Below are 15,244 nucleotides of genomic sequence, written 5' to 3' on the forward strand. Positions count from 1 at the left end.
CAAATTGTGATTGATCAATCACTATCTTTTGATGATGGTAAACGTTTTACAATGATAAAGACCACAATAGCTCCCACAATGGCTAACACTGCTGATCCAAGAAAGACCCATGAGAATCCTTCTGTCAATGCCTGCGATTCAGCCTTCCCTCGACCTTGCAAAATATTGATACGTGACGAGGCTACAGTTGTCAGCACCGCAAGCCCAATTGCTCCGCCAATCTGTTGGCTAGTATTAATCAAACCGCTTGCTAGGCCCGCTTCCCGATCCGTCACACCATGAACAGCCAGCTCTGTTCCAGAGACGAAGGCGCCTCCCAGTCCAATCCCGATTACAATCGATGGGCCAAGCAGATCAGCTATGAATGAAGCATCACTTGGCGAGAATGATAGCCAGAATAAGCCCGCAGCCAGCAAAATTAGAGAAGCTGTTAACGTGTTGCGCGTCCTCATTGCTTTCATTACTACTGGAACTACTCCGGCTACTGCGACCAATGCGCCAGCCAGCGGGAGCTGGGTAAGACCTGCTTTTAACGCATCGTAATGAAGCACTTGCTGCATGTAAACCGAAAGCGCAAAGAATAGTCCGGTTGTAGCTCCACCCATAAGAAACATGGCCAAGTTCCCGCCTGTAACTGATTTGTTACGGAAAATACTGAACGATATAAGCGGGTTCGATGCACGCTTTTCGAGGAAAACAAACAACCCTAGCAGTACAATCGATAGGCTGGAAAGAATCAAAGTTTGCGGCGCTGTCCAGCCAAGCCGTTCTGTCCCAGAAAGCGCAGCTACCAAGCTAACAAGACCAATTGTTACAGCAGCCGAGCCTGACAGGTCTAAACTCACACGTTCACCAGGTAAATCTTTTGGTAGGAGAAAAGGCAGCGTGAGCAGTACCAATGCACCTATCGGCACATTCACATAAAATACAGAAGACCAGCCAAGAGAAGCAGTTAGTACCCCTCCAAGCAACACACCTGCAGCACTTCCGATGCCTGCAACAGCGCCCCATATGCCAAGCGCCTTCGCCCGGTCCTGCGGAGTGGTGAACAGCTTGGTAACCAATGCAAGTGCAGCTGGAGCAAGTAATGCGGCCGATGCACCTTGAATCGCTCTAGCAGTAAGCAGCCAGCCGCCAGAGGCAGCCAATCCTGCTGCAGCCGATGCAACTGAGAATCCTACCACACCTATCATAAATAATCTTCGATGCCCGAATCGGTCGGAAAGCCGGCCTCCCAGAAGCAGAAGTCCCCCAAATGGCAGCACAAAAGCAGTAATCACCCAGCTGAGCATATTCGTGCTCAAGTGCAGCTCTGAGCCTAGAGACGGAAGCGCGATATTGACAATGGATGCATCCAGGACGACCAAGAATTGGGCTAGTGCAAGTACGATAAGCGCCCACCATCGATTAGAGATCATGCGCGAACTCGATATTACTGGCTGAACTATCGTTCTCATAAGAGCACCTCATTTGTAATTAATTATTTTACTTTCTGTCGCGCTTACTGCTCTCTTTTGTTTGCTTAACAACAATTCATCTGATCTACTCATACCGCAGTAATCCTTTCATATTAGAGCTGTTAACTTGAATTTTCTAGATTGGTGATTGATCAATCAATAACTTCATAGCCATACATTACCACCTATTTAGTGATTGGTCAATCACTAAATAGGTGACGCTAACGAATCTACATCACGAAATTTGTTCAAATGAGATAAGTTCCAATTTATAAAGAATCCTAATCACTTTATTTTCTGCATACATCTATCATTTTGACGCCAACTAGCCATATAGCGGTATCACGATTCGTTAGATTGGTAAACACACTGATTTTCACCAAATAAGCATCTCAGGATTCGTTAGCCTGGATCTCATTTGTTTGCCATAAGAAAAAATAGCGATGCAGGGAAAGTCCCATGCACCGCTATTTTTCCAATTAATTAAACGTTAAAGTAAATCCACTTTGTACAAAATTCATATTAGGATACGCAATATTTCTTGTTACTAGATTGTTAAAGGTTGCTGATCCATTACCAGTATAGGTGTAGATTGCAGCACCCAGATGAGCGGTGGAGAACCTTGATGTGGTTACCCCGTCTTTACCCGTTCCATCAATGGTCACATTGTTAAAGACGATATTCTCAAATCCTCCTCCATAACCAAATTGAATGGCATCACGCTGTGCATTAATAATATCGATGTTCGTGAAGGTGACGTTCTTAATCGAATCGTTGGAAGCTTCAAGATCAATCGCTCCACGTTCCCCATTGTATAAATCCTGACTCGTACCGCTATTAATAATCGTAGTATCCGAGACAGTAATCCCCGTATTGTTCTGGAAATGGTAGCCTGGGAAAACGGTGTTGAGTCGAATGCCTGACCCGCCTACTGTATCAATAATTACATTATGATCGGCTTTGTGACCGCTGCCGCCGAAGAAGGCAATACCTGCTGCACGCCAGTTATTTTCGATCGTGTTGTAAGAGAAGGTATTATTCACTCCTGCCGGTGCACCATTTGTGTTACTCGTCCAGACCGCCAGAGCATCATCTCCGTTATTTCGCAGACTGCTATTGCGGACAATGGAATTGCTTGTTCCTTGTGCAAAGTTGACTCCATCAGCCAGGTTATTGCGGATCCGGCTGTTCTCGATTGTCAGCCCATTCGCATAGATCGCCGGTGTATGAGCATAATCCCCCACCCAGAATCCACATTCAAAATGCTCCACCCATACATCATGGATTTTCGAATTGGTACCGAAGTTATCCATGAATCCTTTATAAATCGCATTTTGTCCATAACGGGATCTGAGCTTCGAATTGAGATACACGTTGCTGAAGTCGAGCTTGCCGCTTATCCGGAGCGAGATCCCTCCGCCTGCTGCATTTGGATTCGTGAACTGGATATTCGTATACCAGAGACCAGCGCCAGTAATCGTTAGGTTATTGATCATATTGCTAGCCGAACCAATCTCCCACATGCTGCTCAGATGGAACGTACCTGCTGGAATATATAAGGTCTTGCCAGCTGCTACTGCTGCTGTCACAGCTGATTTGAAGGCTGCCAGATCATCTTGGCCGTCATTTGCGATAGCGCCATAATCGGTAACAGACACCGAATTAGCTGGCTGTGCAATGGCTGTTGGGACAGGTTCAACCTCGATAAAGTCTACGCCATACTCTAAGCTATCTCCATTTGCTTTTTGAATACGAATGGTATCTCCTGGCTGGAGCGGTGTATCCAGCTTCCAATGCACTTCATCAAAGCGGAATAACGGACGTCCTCCACCAGGAGCATCAGCCGGCATATCGCCTGAGAAATATTGCCAGTTGTAGTACGAAGATAACGAAATGGTCTTTGCTTTGACATTATTCACATAGACGTCAAGCGAGCCGTTCAGACCCATACCATCTGTCGAATCAGGCATCGTAAATCTCATCGTAACCCCTGCGCCGCCCTCACCTTGTCGTACGGTCCATTGCAGATAGGAACCATTGGAAGGAAGAGCGATATATTTTTGCCCAGATGCTTCTGAAGCGATAAGAGATTGATCAAAGGTTGGTGCAGACTGCAGCGTTGCCCCGCCGCCGCGAGTTGCATCATCGGTATCATATCGGCTGTATGGTACACTTGCGCCTCGAACCGAATAAACAACCAAATTAGCTGAATTTACATTATTAGCTTGTTTGGCCACGACTTCATTCACGTCTGTTGCAATGGTTGTCGTAACCGTATAGTTCCCGTTAATCGCTGACCATGACCCAGGAATGTTTACATTAGCAGAGGCTCCAGGTGCTAAAGCTCCGCTATACGTGCCGCTGAACGTTTGAATTGTTGAACCGGCAGAGTTTTTAAGAACGACTGTAATCCCATGAGCTCCGCTTGCTGAGGCAACGGTTCCTTGGTTTTTCAGATTTACCGTAAATGCAATCGTATTGCCGGCTACAGGATTGTTTGGCGTCCACGAAGTTGTGCCAATGAGGTCTGTGCTTGCAACCTGTGCGACAACCAATGAAGCTGCGTTCGTATAGCTGTTATTGGAATCGTTAAGCTCGATAATCGAGTTATTCTCATCCACCTTGGCACTGAGCGAATATGTTGATGCTGTCTTAGTTCCGACATTTAAAGTGACTGCCGCAGTTGCACCAGCATTGAGTGCTCCCACTGGAGCAGATCCAACTAGTTCATTGTTCATGTAGAAATTCACCGTAGATGCTGCCGAGCTTGCATTGCCATCATTTTTTACGGTGGCGTTAAGGGTTATATTGCTAGACTCATCTGGGGATACAGGGGACCATGACATACCCGTGATCGTCAAATCCGGATTAGCAGCAGCTGTACCAAATACTTGGAACTCCGCAATTTGTCCCGCTGAAGCACCAGAATTTGAAGTCACGTTCAATTGCAGGCGTTTAACCGTTGCTGTCACTGGAATAGTCACGGTATTGCCAGACGTCGGGTTAAAAGTATACGTTTGGGATGAGATTAGATTGCTGAAGGTAGTAGTCGCTTGATTATGGCCAAGTACTTGAATCGTTTGTGTACGAGTACCCCACTCCGTTGCAGGATTCAGCTTCAATACGATGGAAGAAACATTATAATTTTTGCCCAGATCAAGTGTTAATGTACTTGGACTGCTGCCGCCTTCCCAATATGTGCTTGTATTATTATCGTTCGCATTCGAAGCCACATAGGTTTGCGTGCTGGAGGATGCGGTCATTGTCTTGCCAATCGCGATATTATCGGTTGGTGTTGGTGTTGGTGTTGGTGTTGGTGTTGGTGTCGGTGTCGGTGTCGGTGTCGGTGTCGGTGTCGGTGTCGGTGTCGGTGTCGGTGTCGGTGTCGGTGTTGGTGTCTGTGTGCTGGACGCTGTTACTTTGATCTCGTCAATGTTGATATTCGCGGAGTCGCCAGCATCGTATTTGTAAGTAATCGTATTGTTACCGGCACTCAAGGTGAGTGCCTCTGTTTTTGTGCCCCATGTATCCCAGTTCGCCAGATTAGGCAAAGTAGTTTGACGGATCTTCGATCCATTCACATAGATACTAATCGTCTGTGTTAAGCCGTTTGCGTTACCATACTTTAATGTAACATCATAGCTTCCTGCGCTGGATACGTTTGCTGTGAATGCTGTCGCTGCCCCTTGTGCCCAGTAACCATCTACAAATCCAGTACCGGAAAAGCCGATGTGATCGTTATTCACTTTCGCTCCACCTGACAACGCTGCCGATTCGGCTTGGTATGTACCAGGAGTTGCCGGGATGCTGGCGCCATAAATCTCGAACTCGGATAACTGAGCTGCCGGCCATTCTGTATTTGCCGTTACATTCAAGCGCACATAACGCGTGCTTGTTGCTGTAAAGTTAATAGTAACCGCATTGTTTGCAACTGATGGATTAAATACATAACCAGTTGAACCTACAATGTTCGTAAAAGTCGAACCGTCCGCACTTCCTTGAACAGCCAAGGTTTGTGTCCGTGTACCCCAGCCTGCTGGGAGCTTCAGAACGATCTGATCAATGCTTGTATTGGCACCAAGATCAACTTGTATCCATTGCGGAAAAGCATTATTGGTACTTTCCCAATAAGTAGCCTGGTTACTGTCTTTTACATTGCTTGGGGCATAGGTTTGGGATTGGCCGCTTGCCGTAATCGTCTTACCAAGTGTTAAGTTCTGTCCTCCTGCGGCAGAGACTGGTGCTCCACTGGTCAAAAACAAGCTAGTGATCAGCATCGTTGCAATAAGCAACCATGCGACATACTTGTTACGCATTATATTCCTCCTCAATAATTTGTCTAATAATCATGAACTATGGGAGCGGTTACAAGATGTCTGATTAATGAGCCTCCTTCCAATGGTATATCTCTAATTATAGAAACAATATGATTCCGGAAATAAGATGTAATCCTACGGAAAATGTATGTAATTCCAAGATCATGAAGATAAGCCGCTCGATCCTCGAGTTGATTAAACACAAAGAAGACTGCGAGACTTTGCTCGACAGTCAGATTGTTTACATGGTCTAAGCCATTACGGTTTGATCCAGCAGAGAGCTTACATACCAGTGTCCACCAACAAGTTTACCTCCAGAAAATACAGCTTCACGAGGCGGCACAGACGCGATAGCATGCTGAGCGTTCAAGGCATTCACCAAGGAGAAGCTTGCTCGATCACCCACCCTCGGAATAAGCGAAGCAGAAGAGATTAGCGGATAGGTTTGCAACAGTGCATCGTCTACGATCCAGCCAAATTTTTCTGCGAGACGTGAACCACGCGCAAGCAAATCTCCGTTGCCAAATGGACTCCACGCATCGAGAATATTGTCAGATCCAACGTAAACTCGTACCCCTTCCTGGAGCAGCTGATCCACACGAGGCATTGGCCGATCGATAGGAACACTGGTCATAATAGCGACTTGGTTTGCGCTGAGCTTTTGTGCCAAATCCCGGGATTCCGCTTCGCTTACTTGTCCCAGGCAATACGCATGACTAACGGCTGTTCGCCCGCTCTTACCTGCCTGAAGGGTCAAATCCGCAAATCGGCTGATCGTATACATACCAAGATGTCCTGGATCATGCAGATGCAAATCTACACCTGCATTAAATTCCGTACTGAGCTCAAACATCGCTTCCAGACTTGCATCTACCTGCCCGTCAAGACCAGCTGGATCAACCCCGCCTACATAGTCAGCACCTGCTCGAAGGGCTTCCTTCATAATGGGAATGGATTGCGAACGTAACAGGCCTTGCTGGGGAAAAGCTACAATTTCAATGTCCATGCGCCCTTTAAAATGCTCTTTAACCTCGAGCACATCCTCCAAATGCGATAAGCCAAGCTTTGGATCAACATCCACATGTGTACGAATGGATGTCGTACCATTCATCAGCAGCAGCTTTATCAGACGATAGGCCCGTTCTGCTGCACGTGTCGGCAGTGATTCAAGCATTTGCTGCTCGAAAGCCAGCTGGCGAGGAAGCGTAACAAATGGCTGCAGCGGCTTCCATGGCTCACCGAGAAAATGTTTATCCAGATGGATATGCCTATCTGCCAATGCCGGCAGATAAAGCAAGCCCGCTGCATCCCAGCCTTTTGTTATGTCGAGAGGTACTGAAATTCCCTTGTCGCTTGCTTCAATGTCTGAAAAACATCCTGTCGTAAGATCTATTGTTAAATCATACAAGTTATCTTCTATTTTCAAATGTCTGATCAGTTGTTTATTTGCTTCCATCTCTCTCACCTTCACTCTTCTCTAGTGGGCTAATGCGCTCCCAAGTAGGCTTTAATCATTCGTTCATCCCGCAGAAGCTCTTCGGAATCGCCGAACATCGCGACTGCTCCTTTGTCCATCACATAACCTCTGCTTGCAATGCCAAGTGCTTTATGTGCCATTTGCTCAACGAGCAAAATGGAGGTCCCTCCTTGGGCCAGACCATAAATCGCTTCGAAAATGTCATTCACGATAATTGGTGCAAGCCCCAGCGATGGTTCATCCAAAAGCAGCAACTTAGGCTTGCTGATCATCGCTCTCGCAAGGACAAGCATCTGCTGTTCACCGCCGCTTAACGTGTAAGCAAGCTGAGTTTTTCGCTCGTACAGCTTCGGGAATCGTTCGAACAATGGCTCAAGCTCTACAGCGAATTGTTCCTTTTTCACAGAACCAATCTTCCGCTTCAGACCCATTCGCAAATTTTCAAGAACCGTTAACGTTCCGAATACTTCCCGACCCTCCGGCACAAGTGATACCCCGAGGTTAGCAGTCCGATTAGCTGGCATTGCGGTAATATCCACGCCCTCCAGCAGCACGTTACCAGCATGCGGCTTCACCAGTCCTAATACAGCTTGAAGAAGAGTCGTTTTACCAGCGCCATTCGAGCCGATAATGGCTACAATCTCGCCTTGCTTCACCTCAATATCAACGCCTTTTAGCGCATGGACCGGACCGTATCTGACCGACAAAGAATTAATGCTCAGCATCAGCAGCAACCTCCTCTTTGCCTAAATACGCCTGGATGACTCGAGGATCATTGAGCAGCACCTCTGGGTTGCCTGTGCCAATCACTTTTCCAAAATCCAGTACGGTGACGGTATCAGACACACGCTGCACAAAATCCATATGATGCTCGATCAATACAATCGTCAAGCCATAACCAACAAGCTTTTGCAGCAATTCCTCCAGCTGCTTAATTTCAGCTGTCGTCATGCCCGCAGCCGGCTCATCCAGCAGCAATACACTTGGACCTGTCGCAAGTGCTCTTGCGATTTCCACCATCCGCTGATGTCCATACGGCAGCTGGCTGGCTGACATCTGCCGATTCCCTTCGAATCCAATGAGATCAAGCAGACTATGTGCTTTCTCCTGTAATGCTTTTTCCTTACGGCGCTGCCCTGGTGTACGGAGGAACGCTGCTCCAAGACCTGTCTTCGCCTGTATTGTCATCCCTGTCATAACGTTCTCCAATACAGTCAGCTCCTTGAACAGCCGGGAATGCTGGAAGGTACGGGCAATGCCCAATCCGGACACCAAAGACAGCGAGCCGGAGAGATGTGCGCCATGCAGCTCTATTACGCCTTGCTCAGCTGTATACAAACCGGAAATAACATTTAGAAGCGTTGTTTTACCAGCTCCGTTTGGCCCAACAAGCGAGTGAATGGTACCTGCTTTTATATCAAACGAAACTTCCTTTAAAGCCTGAAGACCACCAAACGATTTGTTGACGCCCTCTAACCGGAGAGCAACAACCGGGAGATTAAGCTCTGCAATTGAACTTGCAAAGTACGAAGTCTCTCTGATTATGCTGCTGTTGCTGTCATTCTCTTGTGACTTAGACATGATACCCAGCCGAGCTTCCAGCCAATCATTGATCGTCCCCACAATGCCTTTCGGGAGAAAATAAAGCACAGCAAACATAATCCCGCCGTAAAGCGCCATACGCAGCTTTTCCATCTCCAGATATTCCGGTAAGAATACCAGAATAGCTGCTCCAATGATAGGTCCAAGCAATCGTCCAGAGCCGCCTAAGATAACGATTAGTACAAGCTGAACCGAAGCTTGAAAATGATACGTATCCGGACTGATAAAGCTGTTTGTATGCGCATAGAGCGAACCTGCAAGTCCCGCGAGAACAGCACTGATCGCAAAACCTACGTACTGTGGCTTGAACTTCCTTATTCCTAAGGAAGCAGCAGCTATCTCATTTTCCTTCGTAGCAATCATCGATCTTCCCCATGCCGAACGCCGGATATTATAAGCAAGGGCAAGCGAAGCAACAGCCAGAGCGACTACGAGCAAATACATGCTTTGCAGGTCAAAGGTGTAACCGCCAAGCTTTGGTTTAGGTATACCTGAGATGCCAAGAGGCCCGCCAGTTACCCCATCCCATCTGATAAGAGCTTCATGTACAACAACGCCAAAAGCAATGGTGATCATCGACAGGTATACGCCACCAGCTTTAATGGTAGGAATGGCTATCAGGCTGCCTATGATGAGGGATACTGCAATTCCAAGAAGCGCAGATAACCAGAAGTTTAATTCATAATGGGTGCTGGCATAGGCAGAGGTGTACGCCCCTGCCGCCATTAATCCTGCATGACCAATCGAGACAATACCGCAATAGCCGACCAGTATGTTCATCCCTACACAGGCAATCACATAAATGCCAATTGTAAAAAGCAAATTCAGCATATAGCTGTCAGCCACCAGCGAAACAGCGGCCAGCGCGGCAATTGCCAGGATCCCGCTCCATAGAGCTGTCCTGCGGAGACTTATGTTTTTTAGACCAATTCCATTCATTCCCGCATCCCCCCAAACATGTCTCTAGCTTATACCTTCACTAAGGATTTTCGGACGTTAAACAGCCCCATCGGCTTCCAATACAACACCAGAATAACGATGCCGTAGACGAACATTTCCCGGAATGCTGTGGAGATATATTGACCGATGAATACCTCAGCAACACCTAGCAGTAATCCTGTGCCTACAATTCCTTTTGGATTATTCACACCTGCAAGAATAGCAACGGAAATCGCCTTTAAGCCAAGCGGTAAGCCAACATCGACAGACACCGCATAGTTCGTAGACATCAAAGCCCCTCCGATTCCGGCAAGCAGTCCGCTTAAGGCATAAGCAACAGCAACGACACGACCACTGTTAATGCCCATCATCTCAACTGCTGTCCGATTATCCGCTGTTGCACGAAGCCATAATCCCCAGTGTGATTTTTGATAGAACAAGATCAGCAAGGCGAGCAGCACCCCAACAATCGGGAAGAAAATAAACTCCTTCCAATAGATGCCCGCTTCAGCTATACGAAGCATTCCGCTGCCTGCCGGTGAAGGGACAACCCCTTCATCCGGTCCATTGAAATAAAGAGCAACGTCCTGAATAATAATGCCAACTGCAATTGTACTAAGAACCCATTCCACCGAATTGGCACCTTTATCGAATTTGCGAATCGCGAGCCGTTCAATGACGAGATTAAGTAGAGCGACAAGAGCAATAGCCGCCACAAACGCAATAGGAAAAGGCAGTCCTGAGTGCTGCGTAAATCCAAATAGCAGCACACCTCCCAGCATCACGAGCTGACCTTGGGACATATTAAGGGTTCCATTAACAACATAAGTTAAGCTGTAGCCAAGAGCGATGACGGCATAGAGGCAGCCTACCGCCAGACCACTGATGATTAATTGTAAAATAAGCGACATGCTGATCCCTCTTTCCGCTTACTGTTTGTCAGATACAACAAGCTTGCCATCTTTCCACTCGTTCATCAGATACGAATTGACATCAACAGCATCATGATTGTCTTTCGTGAAGGCCTGATCCCAGTCCTTAATTACCCCGCTGTATGTACCAAGATTAGTTTCCAGCGTGTTCTTGATCGCCTCACGGTCTTTCTTCAGATTACCTGTCAAATCTGTCCGCTCAATCGCCTGGAACAACATCATTGCGCCATCATAGCCTTGGGCAGCAGAAGCGAATGTCGTCGGAATATGACCAAATTTTGCTGTAAAATCCTTCAGAAACGTAGCAGCCGGCTCCCGGGTTTGTTCGACATTAAAGTTAGCTGTTTGGATCGCAAATGTTCCTTCTGCCAGCTCTTTCCCTACCTCTTCTACACCTTTGTTTGCCATTCCATTCTCACCAACAATCGGTACTTTCCAGCCCAGCTTATCCATCGCTTGCAGCACGTACCCATTACCTGCTCCTTGACCAAACAGATAGATCACATCAGCGCCTGCTTCCTTCGCATGATTGACCTGCGCTGTCATATCCTTATCCTTGGCATTGTCGAACGACTCTACTGCCACAGGTTTCAAGCCCTTCTCCTCAAGTGCTTTGGTCATGGCTGCTGCAGCCCCTTTGCCGTAACCGCCGTTCTCATGCAGGATCGCGATTTTGTCAGTAGAAAAATGCTCATTAATAAATTTCAAGGCATACTGTGCTGTAATATTAGCGTTCATCCGAACTCCAAAGGTCCAAGGCATACCGCTTTCTACTGAAGCAGGAACATTAGAGGTCGCTACAACAAACGGGAATTTCTCTTCCAAAATAACAGGGGACTGCGCCAGCATAACCGTGCTGTAGAAGCCGCCAACTGCGCCTAATACCCCTTCCTTCTGACCAAAATCTCGAATAATACTAATGCCGCGAGTTGGATTCTGCTCGGTATCTCGGACGACCAGCTCAACGGTGCGGCCATGAATGCCTCCCTTTGCATTAATCTGATCAACCGCTACTTGAACGCCTTGGTACAAATTAATAGAGTTCATAGCGTTATCGCCCGTTGCTTCCGTTGACATCCCAATTAGAATTGGCTTTTCATCGGCTTTGCCCGCCGCCGGTTCATTGTTGTTGCCGCAGCCCGCCGCCACCAGCATCAAGCCTGCTATCCATGCTGCGCATACTACCTTCAACTTGTATCGTTTCGTCATCTTTTATCCGCTCCTTAAAAGAATTGTGAAGCAATTCTTACTTCGTAAGCATTCACCTTAAAAGAATTGTGAAGCAATTCTTACTTCGTAAGCATTCAGCTTAAAAGAATTGTGAAGCAATTCTTGCTACCGGTTCGTTTGCCTTTTCGATCCGTGTTTCTGCTACCTTAATCCCTCTTTTCCATACGGTTCGGGATTCTGGCTTATTCAGCAGTACATCTCGTTCTGTCTTCTCATGGAACAGCACCATATCAGCCGATGCTCCTTCTCGAATGCCGTATCTATCAAGTGCCAGCACCTTACTTGCACCCTCTGTCAGCATGCCTAGAAGACGACTGGTATGTCTTTCGCCCCCCATATATGCGGTTACCGCAAGCAGCCAAGCTGTTTCAAGTGGATCTGCCTTGCCAAATGGCGTAAACGGATTTTGTACATTGTTTACACCAATGGCGACATTGACGCCTTTCTCAAGCAGTAATTGAACTGGTGTTATCCCTCTGCGAGGCTTTTCAGCATCTCCTCTGCCATTAATGAACAGATCGGTTGCCGGCAAAGTGATGACATGAATGCCAGCCTCGCTCACCATCTCCGCTGCAACTGCTGCTACCTTCCTCGGCAGTGAACCAAGCGAGGTGACATGACCAGCACTTACAAGTCCTTGCATACCTAATGCCATTGTCCGCTTAGCAATATTGGCAATTGCCAAGTCATTCGGATTGTCAGAGAAGTCTGCATGGAAATCCAGCGGTTTATTAGACTTGCCTGCCAGATCAAATACAAACTGCAAATGCTCATCCAGATCCGGGTCTTGGTATGTGATTCCGCCAACGGCATCACAGCCTAGACGAAACGCTTCCTCCATCAGTTCAGCGGTGCCAGGACTCTTAAATATCCCTTCCTGAGGAAAAGCAACAATCTGTAAATCCAGCAAATGGCGTACACTTTGCTTCAAATCAAGGGCTGATTCAATAGCTGTCATTCCGAGGATCGGATCAACCTCTGCGTGACAGCGCATATGCGTCACACCATTCCGTACAGCTTTCTGTATCACTTGAAGGGAGCGCTCTCTCATATCCTCTCTGGTAAAAGCTTTCTTCATCTCGGCCGTCATCTGAATAGCTTCTTGAAGCGATTCCGCTTCCTTCTCCATCCGAGACAGAAGATACGCCTTCTCCAGATGGATGTGCGGCTCCACCAGACCAGGCAGCAGTACACCGCCTTCGCCCCTTACAACAACTGCTGCTGCCAGCTCTGCTGTTCCGGTCTCCTCCATATACACGATAGTTCCAGCTGATACTCCAACGTCCATCAGCTGTTTACAGCCTGGTATTTTTACATCTGTAATGCTTAAATCAAGCATGGCAGCCCCCTTTATGTCACATTAGTTAACTTCATTTCCGCTAAATTCAGAATATCCGTTACGTATAGGAATGTCATTGGCTGTAACAGCTAAAATATCAGGATCATTTTGGATGAATCATCCAAAATTGATTTACACCCACTAAAAACCATGTTATATTTCATGACATATTCTTGAAAAAGGCGGGATAACATTGCTGCTAAGCGAGCTGCTTGCGAACGGTATTTATGAGCATGCACGGGTCATTGCTGGATTTAACGGACTGATCCGCAAGGTTCAAACCGTCAACATTATGGATGCCCCTGATATTATCCGGTTTCTAAGACCTGGTGAGCTGCTGCTGACAAACGGCTATTTCATGAAGCAGCAACCAGACATGTTTATTGAGCTGATGCGTGATATGAAGCGAATGGAATGCTCAGGCATGGCCGTCAAGACAGAGCGCTTTAAGCTCGACATTTCAGAAGAAGCGCTTCGTGAAGCCGATCGCCTTCAGTTTCCGATTATCGAAATTTCGAAGGTGGAGCTCTCTTTAGGTGAGATTTTACAGAGATCAACCAGTCTGATCATGAATAACAAGAATGACGAATTACAATATGCCCTGCATATCCATAAGCAGTTCTCCGAGATGATCATGAAAGGAAAAGGAATCAGCGGCATTGTAGATTCGTTAACCAAGCTGTTATCCTCTCCCATCCTGCTCGTAAATAGCAAGCTGCAGCTCATTGCTCAGTCCAAGCCTACGCATTCACCTCAGATGCCAGCCTTAACCGCTGCTGCCGTTGCTGTACTTGATGAAGCCTCAAAGCCACTAGCACCTACTTCACTTTGCCTTATTGATCCTTCACTTCGAAGCCGTTGTCACGTCCTGCTGTATCCTGTTCATACATACCGCCATGAGGGGTATTTACTTTCCTTCCATCCTGTTGAGAAGATGTCCAGCTTATACGGCCTGACGCTGGAGCAGGCAGCCAATGTAATTGGCATGGAGCTTACAAAGGCACAAGCGGTGAAAGAGCGTTCACGACGCTATAAAAATGAATTTTTCTCTGACCTTATCGACGGTTATATTAGTTCTGAACAAGAAGCTATTCATCGAGGCAAAAAATATGGTCTGCAAGCTGGAGGACCTTGGGTGATGATAGTTGCTCGCCCGGATGGACCCGGCTGGGGAACTCTACTACGGGAAGGAGGAAATGATCGTCAGGAGGAACGTAACGTATCTGAGCGTGATGAGCATTACGAGCGTATAAAACGCCAGTTCGCAACAATTGGACAACCGTTCGTCATGTTTACCAAAAACGATTCGTTTGGCCTTCTTCTGCTCATTCCAGGATCGGGATGGGATGAAGCCTCCTTCATCCATCAACTTGCTCATATGACTGAGCAATTATTTGCAGAGATTGGTTTAAGTTTGTCGATTGGGATCGGCAAGCCTGCAACAAATGCACTGGGCATCAGGCTTTCCTACGAAGAAGCTATTAAAGCCCTCCAATATGGCTACCGCTTGAAGCGGACCAAATTCGTACAATCGTACCTATCGAAGGATATTGGCTATCTTTTTCATATGCTGCCTTACGATGAGCTGAAGCAATTTTACGAGGAAACCTTTCAAGGAATGAAGTGTACAGAGGAGCATGAGCGGAAGGAACTGCTGCGTACATTAAACGCCTTTTACGATACACAATGCCAGCTGATGGAAACCTCCAAGCTGCTGTTCGTACACCGTAACACCGTCGTCTATCGTCTGGACAAATGCGAGAAGCTTCTTGGAGTTAAGCTGAAGGATCCTATCGAAAGTTTAAGACTGCGTATCGCTCTCGCGATTGAACCACTGCTGACTGGCAGCAACCCTGCTTCTATAGCGAGGTATTAACTCCCAAAACGTTATAGAGCCCGTGCAATTTACATAGAAAAAGGGATGCATGTTCAACATGCACCCCTTTGCCTCA

The 15,244-nt window shown here is 47.1% G+C and carries 9 protein-coding genes; 1 reads left to right on the plus strand and 8 read right to left on the minus strand.

The features are described 5' to 3' along the window. Positions 1–14 precede the first annotated feature (14 nt). The 8 genes from AC0YNT_RS22805 to AC0YNT_RS22840 all read right to left on the minus strand — a co-directional run bounded on the left by AC0YNT_RS22805 (position 15) and on the right by AC0YNT_RS22840 (position 13,292). Positions 15–1,457, minus strand: a complete 1,443-nt coding sequence (locus tag AC0YNT_RS22805; RefSeq protein WP_475806670.1) for a DHA2 family efflux MFS transporter permease subunit — start codon at positions 1,455–1,457, stop codon at positions 15–17. A gap of 479 nt (positions 1,458–1,936) precedes the next feature. Further along, complete coding sequence (locus tag AC0YNT_RS22810) at positions 1,937–5,773, minus strand: discoidin domain-containing protein (protein WP_475806671.1); 3,837 nt, start codon at positions 5,771–5,773, stop codon at positions 1,937–1,939. A gap of 250 nt (positions 5,774–6,023) precedes the next feature. Beyond that, positions 6,024–7,229, minus strand: coding sequence for an amidohydrolase family protein (locus tag AC0YNT_RS22815; RefSeq protein WP_475806672.1), 1,206 nt, complete (start codon positions 7,227–7,229; stop codon positions 6,024–6,026). 29 nt (positions 7,230–7,258) lie between these two features. Beyond that, positions 7,259–7,975 (minus strand): ABC transporter ATP-binding protein, encoded by a 717-nt coding sequence (locus tag AC0YNT_RS22820; RefSeq protein ID WP_475806673.1) that lies wholly within the window; start codon positions 7,973–7,975, stop codon positions 7,259–7,261. Next, positions 7,962–9,791, minus strand: coding sequence for a branched-chain amino acid ABC transporter ATP-binding protein/permease (locus AC0YNT_RS22825; protein ID WP_475806674.1), 1,830 nt, complete (start codon positions 9,789–9,791; stop codon positions 7,962–7,964). Before AC0YNT_RS22825 ends, AC0YNT_RS22820 begins: the two co-directional genes overlap by 14 nt. Positions 9,792–9,820: 29 nt before the next feature. Further along, positions 9,821–10,702 carry a branched-chain amino acid ABC transporter permease gene (locus AC0YNT_RS22830; protein ID WP_475806675.1) on the minus strand — a complete coding sequence of 294 codons (882 nt, stop codon included), beginning with the start codon at positions 10,700–10,702 and terminating at the stop codon, positions 9,821–9,823. 18 nt (positions 10,703–10,720) lie between these two features. Next, positions 10,721–11,932: an ABC transporter substrate-binding protein gene (locus AC0YNT_RS22835; RefSeq protein ID WP_475806676.1), complete on the minus strand. Its 1,212-nt coding sequence runs from the start codon at positions 11,930–11,932 to the stop codon at positions 10,721–10,723. Positions 11,933–12,032: 100 nt separating this feature from the next. Beyond that, complete coding sequence (locus AC0YNT_RS22840; RefSeq protein ID WP_475806677.1) at positions 12,033–13,292, minus strand: amidohydrolase family protein; 1,260 nt, start codon at positions 13,290–13,292, stop codon at positions 12,033–12,035. A 193-nt stretch (positions 13,293–13,485) separates the two neighbouring features. On the opposite strand from AC0YNT_RS22840, the gene AC0YNT_RS22845 reads away from it, so the two are divergent. Continuing rightward, entirely contained in the window at positions 13,486–15,168 is a 1,683-nt protein-coding gene (locus AC0YNT_RS22845; protein ID WP_475806678.1) for a PucR family transcriptional regulator, read from the plus strand. Positions 15,169–15,244 lie beyond the last annotated feature (76 nt).

This window comes from Paenibacillus sp. J22R56 (genome assembly GCF_056269375.1).

Bases quoted from the DNA above. Each gene is read 5' to 3' on its own strand.
- AC0YNT_RS22840 (WP_475806677.1), bottom strand. From the start codon at position 13,292: ATGCTTGATTTAAGCATTACAGATGTAAAAATACCAGGCTGTAAACAG.
- AC0YNT_RS22810 (WP_475806671.1), bottom strand. From the start codon at position 5,773: ATGCGTAACAAGTATGTCGCATGGTTGCTTATTGCAACGATGCTGATC.
- AC0YNT_RS22820 (WP_475806673.1), bottom strand. From the start codon at position 7,975: ATGCTGAGCATTAATTCTTTGTCGGTCAGATACGGTCCGGTCCATGCG.
- AC0YNT_RS22815 (WP_475806672.1), bottom strand. From the start codon at position 7,229: ATGGAAGCAAATAAACAACTGATCAGACATTTGAAAATAGAAGATAAC.
- AC0YNT_RS22830 (WP_475806675.1), bottom strand. From the start codon at position 10,702: ATGTCGCTTATTTTACAATTAATCATCAGTGGTCTGGCGGTAGGCTGC.
- AC0YNT_RS22825 (WP_475806674.1), bottom strand. From the start codon at position 9,791: ATGAATGGAATTGGTCTAAAAAACATAAGTCTCCGCAGGACAGCTCTA.
- AC0YNT_RS22835 (WP_475806676.1), bottom strand. From the start codon at position 11,932: ATGACGAAACGATACAAGTTGAAGGTAGTATGCGCAGCATGGATAGCA.
- AC0YNT_RS22805 (WP_475806670.1), bottom strand. From the start codon at position 1,457: ATGAGAACGATAGTTCAGCCAGTAATATCGAGTTCGCGCATGATCTCT.